A 20,329-nucleotide genomic window follows, 5' to 3' on the forward strand; every position below is an offset into this window, starting at 1 on the left:
TGCTCAGAACTCCAGCCGCTCACGACGGCCCAGTCGCATCACTATGGCCGCGAAGGCCAGGGTGACGACGAGCAGGGCGACGCCGATGGTGGTCGCGTAGGCGGCCTGTCCGTCCCGGAAGGCCTTCTGGTACACGTACAGGACCAGGACGGTGGTCGAGTAGTCGGGACCGCCGGGTCCGGTCGTCATGATCTGTACGACCGCGAACGACTCGGCGCCCAGCGCGAGGATGCCCATGTACACCCAGCCGGACATCACGGTGTCCCACAGCAGCGGCAGGGTGAGGCGGAAGAACGTGGTCATCCGGTTGGCGCCGTCGAGCAGCGCCGCCTCGTACAGTTCCGCCGGAATGGACGCCATGCCCGCGGAGAAGAGCACCACGAAGAAGCCGACCGAGGACCAGACGAGCACCGCCATCACGCACCACAGCGCGAGGCTCGGATCACCGAGCCAGAGCGGCTGAAGGCTGTCGAGCCCGATGCCGCGCAGCAGGGAGTTGATCGCGCCGCTGTCCGGGTTGTACGCGAACGCGAACAACAGGGCGACGATCGCGATCGACAGGACCTGCGGGAAGAAATAGACGATCTTGTAGAACGAGGAACCGCGGACGCCCTGGATAACCGGGCCGCCCGTCCGGCGCCGTCCCCCCACGTTGATCATGAACGCGAAGAACAGCGCCAGACTGATCGTCACCAGCGGCAGCACCAACGCGAACAAGAGACTGTGCTGCAACGATTTCCAGAAGATCTCGTCGTGGAACATTCTCTTGTAGTTGGCGAAGCCGACCATCTTGAATTCCGGGCTCAGTCCGGTCCAGTCCGTGAACGAATAGTAGATGGACTGGATGAACGGCCATACGACGAAAAGCGCGTACAGCCCCAGGGGAACGATCAGGAACCCCACGATGAACCGGTACTTGCCGTGCTGCATTGCTACCGACCCCGTTCTCTGGGCGGGCGCCGCCGCTGGTGACGGATCCTCACTGGTGCTTGTAGTGCTTGATCGACGTGTCCTTGGCGGTCGCGTCGGCGAAGCCCTGGATCTTCTTGATGGTCTCCGCCGGGGTGGCCCGGCCGGCCATCATCTCGCCGAGGCCCGCCACGCCGATCTGCTCCTTCTGCAACTGCACGTACCAGTCCTGGAGGCGCGGGTTCAGCACGTTGGCACCGGCCAGCTTCAGCGCCGCCACACCGGACGTGAGGCCCGGGGTGAGGGTGATGCCGGTGGTGCCGCCGTTGTACGCGGTCAGCGACTTCACCTTGCTGGTGAAGTTCTTCGAGGAGGCCTCGCTGAGCATGATGCGCAACTGCTCCATGCCGCCCGCCGTGTTCGCCCCCTTGGCCGGGACGATGAAGGGTTCACCGCCGGACGCCCAGATGGTGCCGAAGGGCAGCTTGTCGGAACTGTCGATGCCCGTCGGCGCGGAGACCGCGAGGTTGAAGTCCTTGGGGATGACGTTGGCCGACTCGTTCTCCACCCAGGAGCCGTTCGGGATGAACAGCGCCTTGCCCTGGGCCCACGCGGTCTGCGACTGGATGTGGTCGATGCCGGGCGTGCCCTTGAGGATGTAGCCCTTCTTGAACAGCTCGTAGTACGCCTCGAAACAGGCCTTGACGGCCGGGTGCTTCCAGGCGTTCGGCTCCAGGTTGTCGATCGCGTCGAGGACCTCGCGGCCGCCGACCTTGCCGATCATCGGGTAGAGCGAGAAGGGGAGGTAGTACGGGTACTTGCCCGCGTACGTCCAGCCCGCCATGCCCTTCTTCTTGGCCTTCTCGCAGACCGCCAGCATCTGGTCCCAGGTCTCGGGGTACTTCTCGTCGAGCGAGTCCAGGGCCTTCTGCGAGTACCAGACGCCGTACACCGTGTAGGCGTAGTACATGATCCAGACCGGGTCGCCGTCGAGCTGGCCCATCTCGACGATGCCGGGCCGCAGGGTGTCGCGGACCTTCTTCGACGGGTCGTCGTAGGAGGGCGCGTCCAGCAGCGGGGTGAGGTCGGTGAGCTGCTTCTTGCTCGCCAGGACGCCCATGTCCATCTGCTCGGCACCGGAGTTGTCGATCAGGTCCGGCGGGGTGCCCTGGTTGAAGCGGGGCTGCAGCGTCGACTGGATCTTCTGCGTGGCGGAGAACTTGACCTTCGCCTTGGGGAAGGCCTTCTCGTAGATCTTGACGGCGTCCTCGGCGTACTCCTTTCCGAAGCCGCCGTCGAAGAGCACGAACTCCATCGGTGCGGTGGCGTTCACCGCGAGGGGGTTCTTGGCGGTCTTCGTGCCCGCCGTGGCCTTCTTGTCCGAGCCGCTGTCGCTGCTCGCACAGGCCGAAAGGAAACTCATCGTGGGTACGGAGATCAGACCCAGTGCGGCCGACCTCTTGATCAGATCACGGCGGTTGACGCCTTTGGAACCGTTGTTCTCGGCGGAAGTGGATCCCATGCTCAAGTCCTCGCCTTCTCCAGGACTCAGGCGGTGAACCGGATCCTCCCCGGCACCGCGGTCAGGTCGAGCTTGGTCGTGCAGGAGTACTTCGTGCATGCTGCTGCGAGAGCGGTGTCGAACGCGACAGGTATAGTCCACTTCCGGCCGACAGAGCAAGATCGAATGCAGGGTGGGTTGTCGGTCTTTTCCGAAGTGAGACCTCGCGGAAATATGAACGCCCTGTGCGTTCGAGGGCGGAGAAATCCCCGTTATTGCCCTCGAATGCCTCACTCAACACCCTTGACACACCAGGGCACTTGACTCCCTACTGTTCCTTGCGCATCGAAGCTGACAACGTTGTCCAGCGTGCAGGGAGGATGCCCTCGTATGCATCACAGATGGTGGGGTCCGGCGGTCGTATCGACCGCCGCACTGACTTTGCTCGTGGGTTCTCAGGGGGTGGCGGTCGCCCTTCCCGTGAAGGCCCCGACGGCCGGCGGGGAGTTCGCCTCCTCGTTCGAGACGGGAGATCCGGCACCGGACTGGCTGAACACGGTCGACACCGCGCCCGACGGCTCCAAGCGGGCCTCGGGGGTCGACGGCGGCTACAGCACCGGCATCCCGGGCAATGTGACCGACCATGTCACCGACGTCCGGGCCAGCTCCGAGAACACGGGCGGCGGCGAGGTGAAGGAGAACCTCGTCGACGGCGAGTCCGGCACCAAGTGGCTGACCTTCGCGTCCACCGGCTGGGTCGAGTTCGACCTCGACAAACCGGCCAAGATCGTGACGTACGCGCTGACTTCGGCGAACGACTTCGCCGAACGCGATCCGCGGGACTGGACGCTGTCGGGGTCGACGGACGGCAAGGACTGGAAGACCCTGGACACCCGCTCCGGCGAGAGCTTCGCCGACCGGTTCCAGACGAAGTCGTACGACCTCGCCGAGCCGGCCGAGTACCAGCACTTCCGGCTCGACATCACGAAGAACAACGGCGCGAGCGGCATACTCCAGCTCGCCGACGTCCAGTTCTCCACGGGCGGCACCACCGCCCCGATCCCCGAGGACATGCTCTCGCTCGTCGACCGGGGTCCCAGCGGCTCCCCCACCGCCAAGGCGGGCGCGGGCTTCACCGGGAAGCGGGCGCTGCGGTACGCGGGCCGTCACACGGCCACGGGGCGGGCGTACTCGTACAACAAGGTCTTCGACGTGAACGTACGGGTCGGCCGGGACACCGCGCTCTCCTACCGGCTCTTCCCGCAGATGTCCGACGGTGACCTCGACTACGACGCCACGAACGTCTCCGTCGACCTCGCCTTCACCGACGGCACCTATCTCAGCGACCTCGGCGCGACGGACTCGCACGGCTTCGCGCTGACTCCGCAGGGGCAGGGCGCGGCGAAGATCCTTTACGTCAACCAGTGGAACAACGTGGTCTCGCGGATAGGTTCGGTCGCGGCCGGCAAGACCGTCGACCGCATCCTGCTGGACTACGACTCCCCCAGCGGCCCGGCGAAGTTCCGCGGCTGGCTGGACGACGTGAGCCTCAAGTCGGTGGCGCCGGAGAAGCCGAAGGCGCATCTGGCCGACTACGCGCTGACCACCCGGGGCACCAACTCCAGCGGCAGCTTCTCGCGCGGCAACAACTTCCCCGCCACGGCGCTGCCGCATGGCTTCAACTTCTGGACGCCGGTGACGAATTCGGGGTCGCTCAGCTGGCTCTACGACTACGCGCGCGCCAACAACGACGACAACCTGCCGACGATCCAGGCGTTCAGCGCGAGCCATGAGCCGAGCCCCTGGATGGGCGACCGGCAGACCTTCCAGGTGATGCCGTCGGCGGCCTCCGGAACTCCCAGCACCGACCCGAACGCACGGGAGTTGGCGTTCAGGCACGAGAACGAGACGGCGCGTCCGTACTACTACGGCGTCACGTTCGAGAACGGTCTGAAGGCCGAGATGGCCCCGACCGACCACGCGGCCTCGCTGCGCTTCACCTACCCCGGTGACGACGCGAGCGTCGTCTTCGACAACGTCACCGAGCAGGCGGGCCTGACCCTCGACAAGGAGAACGGCACTGTCACCGGCTACTCGGACGTCAAGTCCGGTCTTTCCACGGGTGCTACGCGGCTCTTCGTCTACGGCACGTTCGACGCGCCGGTGACGGACGGCTCCTCCAGCGGGGTCAAGGGCTACCTCAAGTTCAAGCCGGGCGCCGACCACACGGTCACCCTGCGCCTGGCCACCTCGCTGATCAGCGTCGACCAGGCGAAGGACAACCTGCGCCAGGAGATCCCGGACGGCACGTCCTTCGACTCGGTCAAGAAGCAGGCCCGGAAGGTGTGGGACAAGCTGCTCGGCAAGGTCGAGGTGGAGGGTGCGACGCCGGACCAGCTGACGACGCTGTACTCCAGCATGTACCGGCTGTACCTGTACCCCAACTCCGGCTTCGAGAAGGTCGGTTCGACGTACCAGTACGCCTCGCCGTTCTCCCCGATGACGAGCCAGGACACCCCGACCCACACCGGCGCGAAGATCGTCGACGGGAAGGTGTACGTCAACAACGGCTTCTGGGACACGTATCGGACGACCTGGCCCGCCTACTCGTTCCTGACGCCCAGTCAAGCCGGTGAGATGGTCGACGGGTTCGTGCAGCAGTACAAGGACGGCGGCTGGACCTCGCGCTGGTCCTCGCCCGGCTACGCGGACCTGATGACGGGCACCTCCTCGGACGTCGCGTTCGCGGACGCGTACGTCAAGGGCGTGAAGTTCGACGCCAAGTCGGCCTACGACGCGGCCGTGAAGAACGCGACCGTGGTCCCGCCCGCCTCCGGCGTCGGCCGCAAGGGCATGGCCACCTCGCCCTTCCTCGGCTACACCAGCACGGACACCGGCGAGGGCTTCTCCTGGGCGATGGAGGGCTACGTCAACGACTACGGCATCGCGCAGATGGGTGAGGCCCTCTACAAGAAGACCGGCGAGAAGCACTACAAGGAGGAGTCCGCGTACTTCCTCAACCGCGCCCAGGACTACGTGAACCTGTTCGACAAGCAGGCCGGGTTCTTCCAGGGCAAGGACGACCAGGGCAACTGGCGCGTGGACTCGGCGAGTTACGACCCCAAGATCTGGGGCTACGACTACACGGAGACCGACGGCTGGGGCTACGCCTTCACCGCCCCGCAGGACAGCCGCGGCCTCGCCAACCTCTACGGCGGCAGGAAGGCCCTCGGGGACAAGCTCGACCAGTACTTCTCCACCCCCGAGACCGCCTCGCCCACCAACGCCGGTTCCTACGGCGGCGTCATCCACGAGATGACGGAGGCCCGGGACGTCCGCATGGGCCAGTACGGCCACTCCAACCAGGTCGCCCACCACGTCACGTACATGTACGACGCGGCCGGCGAGCCCTGGAAGGCGCAGAAGGACGTGCGCGAGGTGATGTCGCGCCTCTACACCGGCAGCGAGATCGGGCAGGGCTACCACGGCGACGAGGACAACGGCGAGCAGTCGGCCTGGTACCTCTTCTCCGCGCTCGGCTTCTACCCGCTGGTGATGGGCAGCGGCGAGTACGCCATCGGCTCCCCGCTGTTCACCAAGGCGACCGTCCACCTGGAGAACGGCCGCGACCTGGTCGTCAAGGCGCCGAAGAACAGCACGAAGAACATCTACGTGCAGGGCCTGAAGGTCAACGGGAAGACGTGGACGAAGACTTCACTCCCCCACTCGCTGCTGGAGAAGGGCGGAGTACTGGACTTCTCCATGGGCTCCAAGCCCTCGTCGTGGGGCAGCGGCAAGAACGCGGCACCCGTGTCCATCACCAAGGACGACAAGGTGCCCACGCCCCGCAGCGACCAACTCAAGGGTGACGGCGCCCTGTTCGACAACACGTCGGCCACGGAGGCGACGGTGACCTCGGTGGACCTGCCGGTCGCCAAGGCCACCAAGGGCGTCCAGTACACGCTCACGTCGTCCAAGGACCACACCCTGGCGCCGACCGGCTGGACCCTCCAGGGCTCGGCCGACGGCACCTCGTGGAAGACGCTCGACAAGCGCTCCGGTGAATCCTTCACCTGGGACCGCCAGACGCGCGTCTTCTCGGTCAAGTCGCCTGGCGCGTACGCCCATTACCGGCTGGTGCTGAACGGTTCCTCGACGCTCGCGGAGGTGGAACTGCTGGGCTGAGACGCCCTCACGGCACGGGGAGGCGGGGCAGCAGCCGCCGCAACGCCTCCGCGTGCTGGTGGACCCGTCTGAGGACGCCCCGTCTGGTCGACGCGAAGACGGGGACGTCCTGGGCGGGACCGCACGCGGCGGCCGTGTACAGGTCGTCGAGCCACGCCCCGCTCCCCCTGGTGCCGTCAGGCGCCAGGGGGATCAGTCGTGTCAGGACCTCCGATTCGGCGCCGCCCAGGAACCAGACCCGCACCATCAGGTCGGCGCGCAGATATCGCAGGCCCCCGTCTATGTCCTCCGGCGGCGCGAAGCCCTCGTCCCCCACCAGGAACGCGAAGGCGGTGCGCGCCTCGGCCCGGAACTCCTCGGGCAGCTGCGGCCGTTTCACCATCTGCGGATGCTCGCACGCGACAGTGCGCCCCCGCCACCGAAACGGGCGAGGGCGCACATTGTGGACGTCAGTTCACCGCAAGGGTGAACACATGGAGATCCGGGTCGTCCGGAAGTGTCACGCTCTTGATGGTCTTGCCCGTGGGTGCCGCGAACGGCTTGGTGACGAACACATAGGTGACGACCGGGTCCTTGTCCGCACCCGCGACATTGCGGTACGCGGCCCGTGCGACGACCTCGTTGCCGTACTGCACGGTGCCGCCGCCCCCGCCGACCGTCCAGTCCGTGAAGGACAGGTCCACGGCGTCGGTGCTGCCGTCGGTGTAGGTGACGGTCGCCTTGGTCTGCTGGTTGCCGTTGACCGCGCTGCCGATGAACGACAAGTTGGCCGCGGGCCGCGGGAGTTGGACGGTCTGGCCGGCCGCCGAGACGTTGTCGGGGCGCCCGTTCGGCGAGCTGGGCCAGGTGAAGCCGAGCCCGTCCACCGTGCCCGCGCCGCCCGGGGTCAGCCCGGCGGCCTCGAGCGCCTGGAGGGAGTAGCTCCAGCCGCCCCCGTCGTAGTCCGCCTCGTCGTGCTCGCCGGTGTCGTCGGAGACGCCGGTGTTGTTGTAGGCGGCGAGGAGGGTGCCGGGCGCGGCCACGGTCAGGGACACCGGCTGCTCGTACGACGTGCTGCCCGAGGTGACGGTGACCTTCGCGTCGTAGAAGCCCTGCTGGACGTCGGTGGCGGCGGTGAGGGTGATGTCCTGGGAGCCGTCGACGACCGTGCCCTGTGCGGGAGTCGCGGTGACCCCGGTGGGTGTCTCGACGGTGTAGCGGACCTCGGGTCCGGTGCCGCCGCCGAGGGAGAGGGCCTTGATGTTGACCTTGGTGCTCTCGCCGGGGGCGAGGGTCGCGGCGGTGGGGCCGACACCGATCTGGTACGGCTGCTCGCCGGTCCGGAAGGACGGCGGGGCGTCGGCGGGGTCACTGCCCCAGGTGCGGTTCGGCGTGGTGGAGAGGGTGTAGTCGAGCGTGCCGCCGTTCTTCACGATCGAGGAGGAGAGCCAAGGGCGGTCGCTGGTACGGCCGTTGACCTTCAGGGACTGGATGTACGGGGCGTCGGTCGCGGCGCCCTTCGCGCGGATGGAGATGTCGTCGCCGTGCGGGCGGCTGATCTCGATGCGCTCGAACAGCGGGGAGGCGAGGGTGAGTTCGGCGCGGGAGGGCACCTGCGGGTACATGCCGAGCGCGGAGAAGACGTACCAGGACGACATCTCGCCGAGGTCGTCGTTGCCGGGGATGCCGGCCGGGTCGGTGGTCCAGAGCTGCTTCATGGCCGCCCTGACCGTCTCCTGGGTCTTGTAGGGCGCCCCCGCGTAGTCGTACAGGTAGGGGACGTTGACGGACGGCTCGTTGTCCAGCTCGGACTTGTCGCCGCCGCTGCCCGTGAAGGCCCAACTCCCGTCCGCCTCGCGGAAGAAGGAGTCGAGACGGGCCAGCGCCTTGTCGGTGCCGCCCATCGCCGCGAACAGGCCCGCGGGGTTGTGCTGGACCATCCACGTGTACTGGGCGGCCGTGCCCTCGACGAAGCCGTTGCCGGTGCCCGGGGTGAAGCCGGTGACCCAACTGCCGTCCGCCTTGCGGTTGGCGATGTAGCCGCCGGTCGGGTCGGCGGCGATGTTGAAGTTGTTCTGCCACCACTGGGCGCGCTGGGCGAAGTCGGACGCCGTGCTCTTCTTCCCTGCCGCCGTGGCGAGTTGGGAGAGCGCGAAGTCCGCCGTGGACATCTCCAGGGTCTCGGCGGCACCGCCCCAGGCGTTGGAGACGGACGGCATGTAGTGCAGCTTCAAGTACTTGTCCAGGGAGGGGCGTTGCCCCACCGAGAGGACCGGCTTGCCCGAGGAGGACAGGTCCTGGGCGGTCGGGACCGTGGCCGCCTTGACGAGGGAGGCGAGTGCGCCCTTCAGGTCGAAGTCGGTGCCGCCGAAGGCGCGGATGCCGGCCAGGGCGGTGGGTGAGGGGTCGCCGTTCATGACGTGGGTGCCGTTCGCGCCGTGCAGCCAGCGATCCCAGACTCCCCCGTTCTGCTGGGCGAGTTCGTAGAGGGACTGCGCGATGTCCGAGCCGGTGCGGGGGCTGAGAAGCGTGAGGAGCTGGACCTGCGAGCGGTAGATGTCCCAGCCGGAGAAGGTGCCGTACTGCGCCTGGTGGCCCCGGCCGACCTTGTGCACCTTGCCGTCGCTGCCGGTGTAGCTGCGGTCGGCGTCGCTGATGACGTTCGGGTGCAGGAGGGAGTGGTAGAGCGCGGTGTAGAAGGTGGTGCGCTCGGTGTCGGTGCCGCCGCCGACCTTGATCGCGCCGAGCTGGTCGCGCCAGGCGCGGTGGGCCGCGCTCCGGACGGCGTCGAAGGAGCGCTTCGGCGGGTTCTCCGCCGCGAGGTTGGCCTTCGCGCCCGCCTGGCTGACGTACGAGATGCCGACCTTGACGCCGACCGGGCCGGTGCCGGGCTCGAACTCGACGTAGCCGCCCGTCCCCTTGCCCGCGACGGGACGGCCGCCGGTGGAGAAGCCGCCCGTGCCGCCGGTCGCGCTCGTCGAGCCCGGGGTCAGCCTGTCGTCCTGCCAGGTGCCGGTCGACTTGAAGGCGCGGTCGAAGCGGGCGGTGAAGTACACGGTGTAGTAGGCGCGTTGGCCCTCGGGGTCGAGGTAGCCGCAGAAGTTGCCGGAGGTGACCGAGCCGGAGACCGTGCGGGTCTTCGGGTCGATGGTGACCGCCGAATCGGTGGACCCCACCTCGGAGTTGGCGGTACGGATCAGCAGCGAGGCGGGCTTGTCGGCCGGGTAGGTGAAGCGGCCCGATCCGGTGCGGGCCGTCGCGGTGAGGTCGGCGGTGACACCGGAGGCGAGGCCGACCTTGTAGTGGCCGGGTTCGGCGGTCTCGTCGGTGTGGCTGAAGTCGGAGGCGTAGACGGCGTCCTTGGTGTCGCTCGCCGGGGACGAGGTGACCGCACCGGCGTACGGGTAGAACGGGATGTCGCCGCTGCCGCCCGCGCAGCCCGTGCCGGACATGTGGGTGAGGCTGAAGCCCCGGATGCGGGTGGCGTCGTACTGGTAGCCGCCGGGCGCGGCCGTGCTGGTGGCGCTGCCTCTGGTGTTCTCCGGGCTCCAGGAGAGCATGCCGAAGGGCACGACGGCACCCGGGAAGACATTGCCGCCGTTCTTGGTGCCGATCAGCGGATCGACATAGGCCGTGGGGTCCTTGACGAGTTGCGGCGGGGCGGCGGCGGTCGCCGCCAGGGCGGGGGTGGCACCGCCGACCGCGAGCGCGGCGGCCAGCAGCAGGGACATGGGACGGAAACGCATGACGCGGCCCCTCCTCCTTCGGACGGGTCGCGCACCACAGGTCGCACAAGCCGCAGGGACAGTAACGTGCGCCACCCGTACCACGGAAGAGCGCGTGGGCCGGTGGGGCACGCGGGGCGCCCGCTCGGACGGCGCCCGCTGGCCAACTGGCTTGACGTCGTTGTCCGTTGGGGCGGTAGAGTCATAGGCAGACCATTCGACAACGTTGTCGCACCGCAGTGCCGTACCAAGCCACGCACCACCCGGGCAGGTCGAACCCCCATTCCCTGCCCGGCTCGCGGACCCGGTGGCCCCCGTCCACCGGGTCCGCCCTGAGCACCGGGTCAACCGACCTGGCAGGGAAGGGCGGTTGCCGGGTCACCCCCGTCGCCGTTGACGACATAGCCGAAGGTGGCGGTCTGTCCTGGACTCAGTGAGCCGTTCCAGTCGGCGTTGTGGACCATCACGTCCTGGCCACTGTAGGTCGCGTTGCCGCTCCAGAGGCTGGCGACCGACTGCCCCGCGGGGAGCGACCAGTTGACCATCCAGCCGAGCATCGGGACGTCGCCGGAGTTGGTGACGGTCACCTCGGACTGGTAGCCGCCGGGCCAGCTGCCGGTCGTGCGGCGGGTGGCCGAACAGACCCCGGGGACCGGGTCGGTGGGGTTGCCCGGGTCGTGAATGCCCGTCACCTCGCCGTTGCCGCCGTCGAACACGACGTCCGAGCAGGAGTAGAAGGTCTCCGCGCTGTCCGAGCGCTGCCACACCATGTAGATGATGTGGCGCCCCGACTTGCCCGCCGGAAGCTGCCCGGTCCAGGAGTAGTTGGCCTCGACCGTGCCCGGCGTGCCGTTGAGCGGCGGGTGGTCGACGGTGAGGAACGGGGTGTCCTCCATGTCGTCCCACGTGAGCGTCTTCGTCGGGTCGAAACCGTCCTTGGTGAGGTAGACGTAGAACCAACCCGGGTGCGCCGCCCACGCGTTGTACGAGAAGTCGACCGTCGCGCCCGAGGTGAGATGCGTCAACGGCCAGTCGTCGCGGGGGAGATCGAAGCCCGTGAAGTTCGGGTTGCCGCCGCTGCACAGCGAGCCGTCCGGCACGAAGCCCCGGGTGCGACCGGCCCCGTCGGAGCGCAGCACCGAGAACCAGTTGTAGAACGGCGTTGTCCCACTGACCTGTTGGGCCGCCCTGCACGCCGGGTTCACCGGTTTGATCTCGCCGGTGTCGGTCAGCGCGTCCTGCCAGCAGAGGAAGGTCCGGCTGGCGGGCTTCATGGGCGTGCCGTGCGCCTCGGCCCGGCCGCCGGTGGCGAGGATCAGGGCCAGGGCGGGGACGGTGGTGAGGAGCGCCAGGAGCACGAGGAAGAGGGCTCGGTGCGGGGTGGGGTGCGGTAATCGCGGTACGGGGGTGGGAGGTGGACTCGATGTTGTCGCAGACATGACAGTTCTACGTCCCTTCGGTCGGCGGGTGCGAGGAACGTGCGGGGTGGATGGGTGGGGCGGGGCGATCCGGCCGCCCGGCGGGTTCCGGACCGTCGGGCGGGTGGGAGCGCTCCCACCCCACTTGTCCGTGAAGTTAGCGCGGACTCGCGGGGCTGTAAACGTCTGGTGGCTGCCGAAGTGGCGGTGGGGGTGGGGTTGTTCGGGGACGGGGCTGCTTGGCGCCGGGCTCGTCCGGGGCCGGAGTTGCCTGGAGTCGGGCATGTCCTGGGCCGGCTTGCCCGAGGCCGGGTCTGCCTGGAACCGCGTCTCGTACGATCCCGGGATGATCGCAGTCGTCGTCACGGTCGCGCTGGCCTTCGCCGGGTATGCCGCCACGTATCTCAACGGGCTGCGGCTGACGCAGCGGCAGGAGCGGCTCGCCCGGGTCAATCGTCAACTCAGCGACTTCTACGGGCCGTTGTTCGCGCTGACGGAGGCCAACGCCCGCACCTTCGCCGCGTTCGTGGAGCGGCACGGCCGCGCTGCGGGCACCTCGCCCTTCAGTGACGCGACCCCGCCGACGGACGAGGAGCTCGCCGAATGGCGGCTGTGGGTGACGACCGTCTTCCTGCCGGTGCTGCGCGAGATGCGCGAGCTCGTCGTGGGGCGGGCGGATCTGTTGCGGGAGCCGGAGATGCCGCCGCTACTGCTGGAGTTGTGCGCGCACGCGGCGGGCTACGAGATCACCGTGGCGCGCTGGGCGCGGGGTGACTTCACGGAGCATCTGTCACTGGTCGCGTTCCCGAGTGCGGAGCTGGCCGGGTACGCGCGGCGGGGCTTCGGCGAACTGAAGCTGGAGCAGGCGCGGTTGCTGGGTGGGCGAGCGGCCGGCACCGCAGCGGGCCCACAGGCGTGACCCGGTTTCTTGACTCGGTTTTGGCCAAACGGGTTATGTGGCTACCGGCGTTCGAGCCTGTTCACTTGTGGTGTTCACGAGGTTGGTTCTTGAGGTTTTCTGAGTCTGGTGGGCGTTGCGATGGAGGAACAGCTCATGAGGAGACGGATTCGCGGCGTCCTGGCCGCGTTCACGGGCGCGCTGCTGCTCACCATGGGCATCACCGTGACCGGGGGTCAGTCGGCGCGGGCCGATGACAACGGTGTCGGGCTCAAACCCGTGCTGGGGTGGAGCAGTTGGAGTTTCGTGCGGCGCGATCCGACCGCGCGGACCATCGAGGCGCAGGCCAAGGCCCTCAAGGACAGCGGGCTCGCGAAGAACGGGTACGTGTACGCCAACGTCGACGACTTCTGGTACCAGTGCCCGGGCAGCCAGGGACCGGACGTCGACCAGTACGGCCGCTGGGTCACCGACCCCGTCAAGTTCCCGCCGCGCGGTGGTGAGAACGGCGTCCAGGTGGTGGCCGATTATGTGCACTCCCTGGGCCTGAAGTTCGGCCTGTACGTCACTCCTGGCATCTCCCGGCAGGCGGTCGCCAAGAACACCGCGATCGAGGGATCGCCGTACCACGCGCGGGACATCGCCACCTCGGCGACGGAGAGCAACTACAACTGCGGCGGCATGGTGGGCATCGACTACGCCAAGCCCGGCGCGCAGACGTTCATCGACTCGTGGGCCGGGCAGTTCGCCGGGTGGGGCATCGACTACCTGAAGATCGACGGTGTCGGCACCTCCGACCGACAGGACGTCCAGGCCTGGTCGGACGCGCTGCACCACACCGGGCGGCCGATCCATCTGGAGCTGTCCAACAACCTCGACATCAGCAACGCGGCGACCTGGAAGAGGCTCTCCAACGGCTGGCGCACCGGCGGCGACATCGAGTGCTACTGCGGTCCGGACGACAGCAGTTACCCCCTGACCACTTGGGCCTCGATCTCCTCCCGCTTCGACCAGGTCGCGGCCTGGGCGCCGTACGGCGGGCCCGGCGGTTACAACGACTACGACTCCCTGGAGATCGGCAACGGCGCGAACAACGGCCTCACCCCGGACGAGCGGCGGACGCAGATGAGCCTGTGGTCGCTGGCCGCCTCCCCGCTCGTCCTCGGCACCGACCTGACGCATCTCGACCCGGCCGACCTCTCGTTGCTGAAGAACCGTGACGTCCTCGCGGTCGACCAGGACGGCATCGACGCCCGGCGGATCTCCTCGGACACGGACGCGCAGGTGTTCGCCAAGACCGAGGCCGACGGGGACGTCGTGGTCGGGCTGTTCAACACCTCGCCCGCTCCCCGTGAAGTCGCCACCAGCGCGGCCGCGTTGGGGCTGTCCACGGCGCGCGACTACGGACTGCGGGACCTGTGGAGTCACCGGCTCACCGAGTCCACCGGACGGATCGCCGCCACCGTCCCGGCGCACGGCGTGGCCCTGTACCGCGTCCACGGCAGCCGCCACACGGTGACCGGCGCGGCCCCGGACGTCTCCCTGGCGCTCGACTGGGCGTCCGCTCCGAGCGACAGCACCACCCGTACCGTGACGGCCGTCCTGTCCGACAACGGGTCCCGGTCCGTCACCGATGCCGCCCTCGACCTCACCGGACCGGCCGGCGCGAAGATCACCACGCACTCGGTGACGCGGGCGCGGACGGTCCGCGGCGGCCACGCGCTGAAGGCCACGTACTCCGTGTCCATCCCGTCCTCGGAGAAGCTCTTCGACTCCAACGCCTTCCGGGGGACGGCGAGTTACCGCTACCGGTCGACGGGGACGACCCGGCTGGCCGCCGGTGACACCATCACCGTCAACCATCAAGTGACCGCCCCCTACCGGACGTTCGCCTCCACCACCGCGGCCTTCAGCGAGTCCGGCACCCGGCTGGGCATTCAGGCGCAGGGCGCGGACCTGTACAACGGCACCAATGAATACGGCTCGATCTATCTGCCGGGTGCCGAGCACGACGGTTCGGTGACGACCGTGAAGCTGAACTCGCAGTCGGACACCGATGTGTGGGCCAAGGCCGGGATCATGGTCCGCAACGACATCACCAAGGCGAACACGTCCCCCGGGTACGTGGCGCTCGTCGCGACCCCGGGCAACGGCTACCTCCTCGACTGGGACAGCGACGGCGACGGACTGCTGGACTCGCAGGACTCCGCCGGTACCGCCGTCTACCCGTCCTGGCTGAAGCTCGTCCGGGACGGCACGAGCTACAGCGGCTACTACTCGACGGACAACGCCACTTGGCACCTGGTCGGCACCATCGACGTCCCGACCGCCGCCCCCGCCCAGGACGTCGGCCTGACCCAGACCTCGCACGCCTCGGGCACGACGGGCGAGGCCGACTTCGACGGTTTCACCACCTCGCCCTAGACCGGCGCCGTGCGGGCGCGCAACGCCGGTTCGGCGGGCGGGAGTTCGGTGGTGGTGGCCGCCGGGAGTTCGACGGTGAACTCCGTGCGGCCCGGGACGCTGGTCACGTCGATCCGGCCGCCGTGGGCCCCGGTGATCGCCGTCGCGATGGCGAGGCCGAGGCCGGAGCCGCCCTCCTTGCCGCCGGCGCGGGCCCGGGAGGCGTCGGCGCGGGTGAAGCGTTCGAAGACCGTGGGGAGGAGGGCAGGGGGGATGCCGGGGCCGTCGTCGCGCACCCGGATGACGACGGTCCGGGCGGCGGTGGCCTCGACGCTCGCCGTGACCGTCGTACCGACAGGTGTGTGCATCCGCGCGTTGGCCAGCAGGTTGGCCAGCACCTGGTGCAGACGGGCCTCGTCGCCGACGACCAAGGCCGGCGCGTCCAGGGAGAGTTGGAGCTGCCACTCGTGGCCGGTGCCCGCCGCGCGCGCGTCCCACACCGCCTCGGCGAGCAGCGCCGCGAGGTCGACCTCGGCGGACTGCAGCGGCCGGCCCTCGTCGAGCCGGGCGAGCAGCAGGAGGTCCTCGACCAGGCCGGTCATGCGGGCCGATTCGGCGGTGACCCGGCGCCAGGCGAGGCCGGGTTCGATGCGGTCGGTGCCGCGGTTCATCAGCTCGGCGTAGCCCGCGATGGAGGCGAGCGGGGTGCGGAGTTCATGGCTGGCGTCGGCGAGGAAGCGGCGCATGCGTTCCTCGCTGCGGCGCATCTGCTCCTCGCTGCGCCGGCGTTCGGCGAGGGAGGACTCGACGTGGTCGATCATGCGGTTGAGCGCGGCGCCGACCTGGCCGGCCTCGCTGCCGGGGTCGGTGTCCCGTTCGGGCACCCGGGTGAGGGCGGTGACCTCGCCGCGCCCGAGGGGGGAGCGGGAGACCTCGACGGCGGTGGCGGCGACGCGGCCCAGCGGCCGTAGCTGCCGTCGTATGACGACCGCGCAGAGGCAGCCCGCGACGGTGAGTCCGGCCAGGGCGACGGCCGCCTCGACCGCCACCAGGCCGCTGATCATGTCCTGTACGTCGTCCATCGGGAGGCCGGCGAGGACCCGGACGCCCTTGCTGTCGAGGGCCGTGAGCCGGTAGGTGCCGAGGCCGGGCACGGTGCGGGTGTGCATCGCGCTGTCGGCGGTGATGCCCGCGAGGGCGGCACGCTGCGCGGCGGTGAGGTTCCGGGGCGGGGCGTCCTGCCGGACGACGGCCGCGGCGATGATCGTGCCCTTGTCGTCGTACCGTGCGGCGAGCGTCCCGACGGCGTGGCCGTTCTCCATGAGGAACCCGAGGTCCCCGTCGGAGTCCGGGTGGTGCTGGGCGCCGCCGAGGCTGCGTTCGGCGGCGTTGCCGACGCGGTCGTCCAAGTCGCCGAGGAGGTAGGCGCGTTGGACCAGGACGGTGGTGAGGGACATCGCGGCGCACACGACGACCAGGGTGGCGCTGATGAAGAGCAGGAGCCGGGTGCGGAGTGAACGGCCGTGCAGGCGGCCTCGGTTGCGGGTCAGGAGGTTCATCTGCCGTCCTCCACGGGCCGTAGGGCGTATCCCATGCCGCGCACCGTGTGGATCATCGGTGCCCGGCCGCGGTCTATCTTGCGGCGGAGGCTGGAGATGTAGACCTCGACGAGGTTGCCGCCGCCGTCGAAGGCGCTGCTCCACACCCGGTCGAGGATCTGGGCCTTGCTCAGCACCTGGCGGGGGTGGTCGAGGAACAGGGTGAGCAGGTCGAACTCCTTGGCGGTGAGCCGGATCGGCGCGCCGGCGCGGCGGACCTCGCGGGTCTCGCCGGTCAGGACGAGGTCGCCGAGGACGCGTACGGAGTCGTCGGCCGGGGGGCGTGCGCCGCCCGCGCGGCGGAGCAGGCCGCGCAGCCGCAGGACGACCTCCTCCAGGGAGAAGGGCTTGGTGACGTAGTCGTCGGCGCCCGCTTCGAGGCCGTCGAGGCGGTGCTCGACGGCGTCACGGGCGGTGAGCATGAGGACGGGCAGCCGCGGGTTCTCATAGCGGAGCCTGCGCAGGACCTGGACGCCGTCGAGGTCGGGCAGCATGCCGTCGAGGACGACGGCGTGCGGGGCGCAGCCGCGGGCGATGCGCAGCGCGCTGTGGCCGTCCGGCGCGGGGTAGGGCCGCCAGCCTGCCTCGGTGACCGCGACGGAGAGCAGCTCGGTGAGCGCGTGCTCGTCGTCGACGATGAGCACGCGCACGCGGCTGCTGCGGGACCCCGAGGTGCCAGTCATGTCCCGATTCTGTCCCCGCCCGCTGAGGGAATCCTGTGTTCCACCTGAGTCCTGGCGATGTCCTGTACGGCCCTGACGGCGGGAAACGCGAAGGGCCGCACCCCCGTCGCCGGGGATGCGGCCCTCAACTGCCCTACCGGAGCCGCTAGTTGCGGATCAGGTTGCGCAGGACGTACTGCAGGATGCCGCCGTTGCGGTAGTAGTCGGCCTCACCGGGGGTGTCGATGCGGACGACCGCGTCGAACTCCACGCCGGTGTCGGTGGTGACCTTGACCGTGCTCGGGGTGGTGCCGTCGTTCAGCTCGGTGATGCCGGCGACGGAGAAGGACTCCTCGCCGGTGAGACCGAGGGACTCGGCGGTCTGGCCCGCCGGGTACTGGAGCGGGATGACGCCCATGCCGATGAGGTTCGAGCGGTGGATGCGCTCGTACGACTCGGCGATGACGGCCTTGACGCCGAGGAGCGCGGTGCCCTTGGCGGCCCAGTCGCGGGACGAGCCGGAGCCGTACTCCTTGCCGGCCAGGATGACCAGCGGGATGCCCTGCTCGATGTAGTTGCGCGAGGCGTCGTAGATGAAGGAGACGGGGGCGTCGGCCTGCGTGAAGTCACGCGTGAAGCCGCCCTCGGTGCCCGGCGCGACCTGGTTGCGCAGGCGGATGTTGGCGAAGGTGCCGCGGATCATGACCTCGTGGTTGCCTCGGCGGGAGCCGTAGGAGTTGAAGTCACGCCGCTCGATGCCGTGCTCGGTGAGGTACTTGCCGGCCGGGGTGTCGGCCTTGATGGCACCGGCGGGCGAGATGTGGTCGGTGGTGACCGAGTCGCCGAGCTTGGCCAGGACGCGGGCGCCGTCGATGTCCGAGACCGGGGTGGTCTCCATCGTCATGCCCTCGAAGTAGGGGGGCTTGCGGACGTAGGTCGACTGCGCGTCCCACTCGAAGGTGTTGCCCTCCGGGATGGGCAGCGCCTGCCACTGGGCGTCGCCCGCGAAGACGTCGGCGTAGGACTTGTTGAACATGTCCTCGCCGATGGAGTTCGCCACGACGTCGTTGACCTCGGCCTCGGTCGGCCAGATGTCCTCGAGGTAGACCGGCTTGCCGTCCTGGTCGACGCCGAGCGCGTCCTTGGTGATGTCGACCTTCATGGAGCCGGCGATGGCGTACGCGACGACCAGCGGCGGGGACGCCAGGTAGTTCATCTTGACGTCCGGGTTGATCCGGCCCTCGAAGTTGCGGTTGCCGGAGAGCACCGACGTCACGGCCAGGTCATGGTCGTTGACGGCCTTGGAGACCTCCTCGGGCAGCGGGCCCGAGTTGCCGATGCAGGTGGTGCAGCCGTAGCCGACGAGGTTGAAGCCGACCTTGTCGAGGTAGGGGGTGAGCCCCGCCTTGTCGAAGTAGTCGGTGACGACCTTGGAGCCCGGGGCGAGGGTGGTCTTGACCCACGGCTTGCGGGTCAGGCCCTTCTCCACGGCCTTCTTCGCGACGAGCGCGGCGGCGACCATGACGTACGGGTTCGAGGTGTTGGTGCAGGAGGTGATGGCCGCGACCGTCACCGCGCCGTGGTCCAGCTCGTAGCTGGAGCCGTCGGGGGCGGTCACCGTGACCGGGTTCGACGGGACGCCGTTGCTGGCGGCCGGGGAGTCGGAGGCCGGGAAGGACTCCTTGCCCGCCTCGTCGTCGTCCGCGACGTAGTTGCGGACGTCGTTCTTGAACTGCTCGGAGGCGTTCGCGAGGACGATGCGGTCCTGCGGGCGCTTCGGGCCGGCGATCGAGGGGACGACCGTGGCGAGGTCGAGCTCCAGCTTCTCGGAGAAGTCGGGCTCGGCGGCCGGGTCGAGCCAGAGGCCCTGCTCCTTGGCGTACGCCTCGACGAGCGCGACCTGCTGGTCGTCACGGCCGGTCAGGCGCAGGTACTTCAGGGTCTCGTCGTCGATCGGGAAGATCGCGGCGGTGGAACCGAACTCCGGCGACATGTTGCCGATGGTGGCGCGGTTCGCGAGGGATGTGGCGGCGACGCCCTCGCCGTAGAACTCGACGAACTTGCCGACGACGCCGTGCTTGCGCAGCATCTCGGTGATCGTGAGGACCAGGTCGGTGGCGGTGGTGCCCGGGGTCAGCTCGCCGGTGAGCTTGAAGCCGACGACGCGCGGGATGAGCATCGAGACCGGCTGGCCGAGCATCGCGGCCTCGGCCTCGATGCCGCCGACGCCCCAGCCCAGCACGCCGAGGCCGTTGACCATCGTGGTGTGCGAGTCGGTGCCGACGAGGGTGTCGGGGTACGCCTGGCCGTTGCGGACCATGACGGTGCGGGCCAGGTGCTCGATGTTGACCTGGTGGACGATGCCGGTGCCCGGCGGGACGACCTTGAACTCGTCGAACGCGGTCTGGCCCCAGCGCAGGAACTGGTAGCGCTCGCGGTTGCGGCCGTACTCCAGCTCGACGTTCTGCGCGAACGCCTCGTGGGTGCCGAACTTGTCCGCGATGACGGAGTGGTCGATGACCAGCTCGGCCGGCGCGAGGGGGTTGATCTTCGCCGGGTCGCCGCCCAGCTCCTTCACGGCCTCACGCATGGTCGCGAGGTCCACCACGCAGGGCACGCCGGTGAAGTCCTGCATGATCACACGGGCCGGCGTGAACTGGATCTCCTGCGACGGCTGGGCCTGCGAGTCCCAGGTGCCGAGGGCGCGGATGTGGTCGGCGGTGATGTTCGCGCCGTCCTCGGTGCGGAGCAGATTCTCCAGCAGGACCTTAAGGCTGTAGGGGAGCCGGGCCGAGCCCTCCACCTTGTCCAGGCGGAAGATCTCGTACGACTCGTCGCCCACCTGCAGCGTGCTGCGGGCGTCGAAGCTGTTCGCCGACACGACAGTCTCCTTCATTGATGTGCGCGTTCCCACCGCATCCTGCCGCTACGACGTCTTGGCCGATCCGCTAAGGTAAGGCTAAGTTAGGCAAGCCTTACTGCTGGATCGGCGGAGTGTGCGGCTGCGGTGCACCTCGGCAGATATCTCGATGTCGAGATAACTCTAGTACA

General features: G+C 68.9%; 11 protein-coding genes. 3 read left to right on the forward strand and 8 right to left on the reverse strand.

The features are described 5' to 3' along the window. Nucleotides 1-3: 3 nt before the first annotated feature. Both OHT77_RS11280 and ngcE read right to left on the reverse strand, forming a co-directional pair. Entirely contained in the window at nt 4-930 is a 927-nt protein-coding gene (locus tag OHT77_RS11280) for a carbohydrate ABC transporter permease (protein ID WP_328828113.1), read from the reverse strand. Nucleotides 931-979: 49 nt separating this feature from the next. After that, complete coding sequence (gene ngcE, locus OHT77_RS11285; RefSeq protein WP_328828114.1) at nt 980-2,431, reverse strand: N-acetylglucosamine/diacetylchitobiose ABC transporter substrate-binding protein; 1,452 nt, start codon at nt 2,429-2,431, stop codon at nt 980-982. A gap of 369 nt (nt 2,432-2,800) precedes the next feature. Between ngcE and OHT77_RS11290 the strand changes: the two genes are divergently transcribed. Then, on the forward strand, nt 2,801-6,595 hold the full coding sequence (locus OHT77_RS11290; protein WP_328828117.1) for a GH92 family glycosyl hydrolase: 3,795 nt from the start codon (nt 2,801-2,803) through the stop codon (nt 6,593-6,595). Nucleotides 6,596-6,602: 7 nt separating this feature from the next. On the opposite strand, the gene OHT77_RS11295 is transcribed toward OHT77_RS11290, so the two are convergent. From OHT77_RS11295 to OHT77_RS11305, 3 genes are all read right to left on the reverse strand, one after another. Continuing rightward, nucleotides 6,603-6,977: a hypothetical protein gene (locus tag OHT77_RS11295; protein ID WP_328828119.1), complete on the reverse strand. Its 375-nt coding sequence runs from the start codon at nt 6,975-6,977 to the stop codon at nt 6,603-6,605. Between the two features lie 67 nt (nt 6,978-7,044). After that, nucleotides 7,045-10,320 carry a GH92 family glycosyl hydrolase gene (locus tag OHT77_RS11300; RefSeq protein WP_328828120.1) on the reverse strand — a complete coding sequence of 1,092 codons (3,276 nt, stop codon included), beginning with the start codon at nt 10,318-10,320 and terminating at the stop codon, nt 7,045-7,047. Nucleotides 10,321-10,643: 323 nt separating this feature from the next. Further along, nucleotides 10,644-11,738 carry a lytic polysaccharide monooxygenase auxiliary activity family 9 protein gene (locus OHT77_RS11305; RefSeq protein WP_328828121.1) on the reverse strand — a complete coding sequence of 365 codons (1,095 nt, stop codon included), beginning with the start codon at nt 11,736-11,738 and terminating at the stop codon, nt 10,644-10,646. A gap of 325 nt (nt 11,739-12,063) precedes the next feature. On the opposite strand from OHT77_RS11305, the gene OHT77_RS11310 reads away from it, so the two are divergent. Together OHT77_RS11310 and OHT77_RS11315 are read left to right on the forward strand one after the other, a co-directional pair. Then, a complete protein-coding gene (locus OHT77_RS11310) occupies nt 12,064-12,636 on the forward strand; it encodes a hypothetical protein (RefSeq protein ID WP_328828122.1) in 573 nt (190 codons plus the stop codon). Between the two features lie 135 nt (nt 12,637-12,771). After that, on the forward strand, nt 12,772-15,039 hold the full coding sequence (locus OHT77_RS11315; RefSeq protein WP_328828123.1) for an NEW3 domain-containing protein: 2,268 nt from the start codon (nt 12,772-12,774) through the stop codon (nt 15,037-15,039). Here OHT77_RS11315 and OHT77_RS11320 read toward each other — a convergent pair. From OHT77_RS11320 to acnA, 3 genes are all read right to left on the reverse strand, one after another. Beyond that, nucleotides 15,036-16,577: a sensor histidine kinase gene (locus OHT77_RS11320; protein WP_328828124.1), complete on the reverse strand. Its 1,542-nt coding sequence runs from the start codon at nt 16,575-16,577 to the stop codon at nt 15,036-15,038. The two genes, OHT77_RS11315 and OHT77_RS11320, sit on opposite strands and share 4 nt — an antisense overlap. Beyond that, on the reverse strand, nt 16,574-17,299 hold the full coding sequence (locus tag OHT77_RS11325; protein ID WP_328828125.1) for a response regulator transcription factor: 726 nt from the start codon (nt 17,297-17,299) through the stop codon (nt 16,574-16,576). Before OHT77_RS11325 ends, OHT77_RS11320 begins: the two co-directional genes overlap by 4 nt. A 145-nt stretch (nt 17,300-17,444) precedes the next feature. Beyond that, on the reverse strand, nt 17,445-20,159 hold the full coding sequence (gene acnA, locus OHT77_RS11330) for an aconitate hydratase AcnA (RefSeq protein WP_328828126.1): 2,715 nt from the start codon (nt 20,157-20,159) through the stop codon (nt 17,445-17,447). Nucleotides 20,160-20,329 lie beyond the last annotated feature (170 nt).

It is taken from the genome of Streptomyces sp. NBC_00252, assembly GCF_036187565.1.
Taxonomy (GTDB): Bacteria; Actinomycetota; Actinomycetes; order Streptomycetales; family Streptomycetaceae; genus Streptomyces.

Coding starts and splice junctions, on each gene's coding strand:
- OHT77_RS11280 (WP_328828113.1), bottom strand. CDS start 930: ATGCAGCACGGCAAGTACCGGTTCATCGTGGGGTTCCTGATCGTTCCC.
- ngcE (WP_328828114.1), bottom strand. CDS start 2,431: ATGGGATCCACTTCCGCCGAGAACAACGGTTCCAAAGGCGTCAACCGC.
- OHT77_RS11290 (WP_328828117.1), top strand. CDS start 2,801: ATGCATCACAGATGGTGGGGTCCGGCGGTCGTATCGACCGCCGCACTG.
- OHT77_RS11295 (WP_328828119.1), bottom strand. CDS start 6,977: ATGGTGAAACGGCCGCAGCTGCCCGAGGAGTTCCGGGCCGAGGCGCGC.
- OHT77_RS11300 (WP_328828120.1), bottom strand. CDS start 10,320: ATGCGTTTCCGTCCCATGTCCCTGCTGCTGGCCGCCGCGCTCGCGGTC.
- OHT77_RS11305 (WP_328828121.1), bottom strand. CDS start 11,738: ATGTCTGCGACAACATCGAGTCCACCTCCCACCCCCGTACCGCGATTA.
- OHT77_RS11310 (WP_328828122.1), top strand. CDS start 12,064: ATGATCGCAGTCGTCGTCACGGTCGCGCTGGCCTTCGCCGGGTATGCC.
- OHT77_RS11315 (WP_328828123.1), top strand. CDS start 12,772: ATGAGGAGACGGATTCGCGGCGTCCTGGCCGCGTTCACGGGCGCGCTG.
- OHT77_RS11320 (WP_328828124.1), bottom strand. CDS start 16,577: ATGAACCTCCTGACCCGCAACCGAGGCCGCCTGCACGGCCGTTCACTC.
- OHT77_RS11325 (WP_328828125.1), bottom strand. CDS start 17,299: ATGACTGGCACCTCGGGGTCCCGCAGCAGCCGCGTGCGCGTGCTCATC.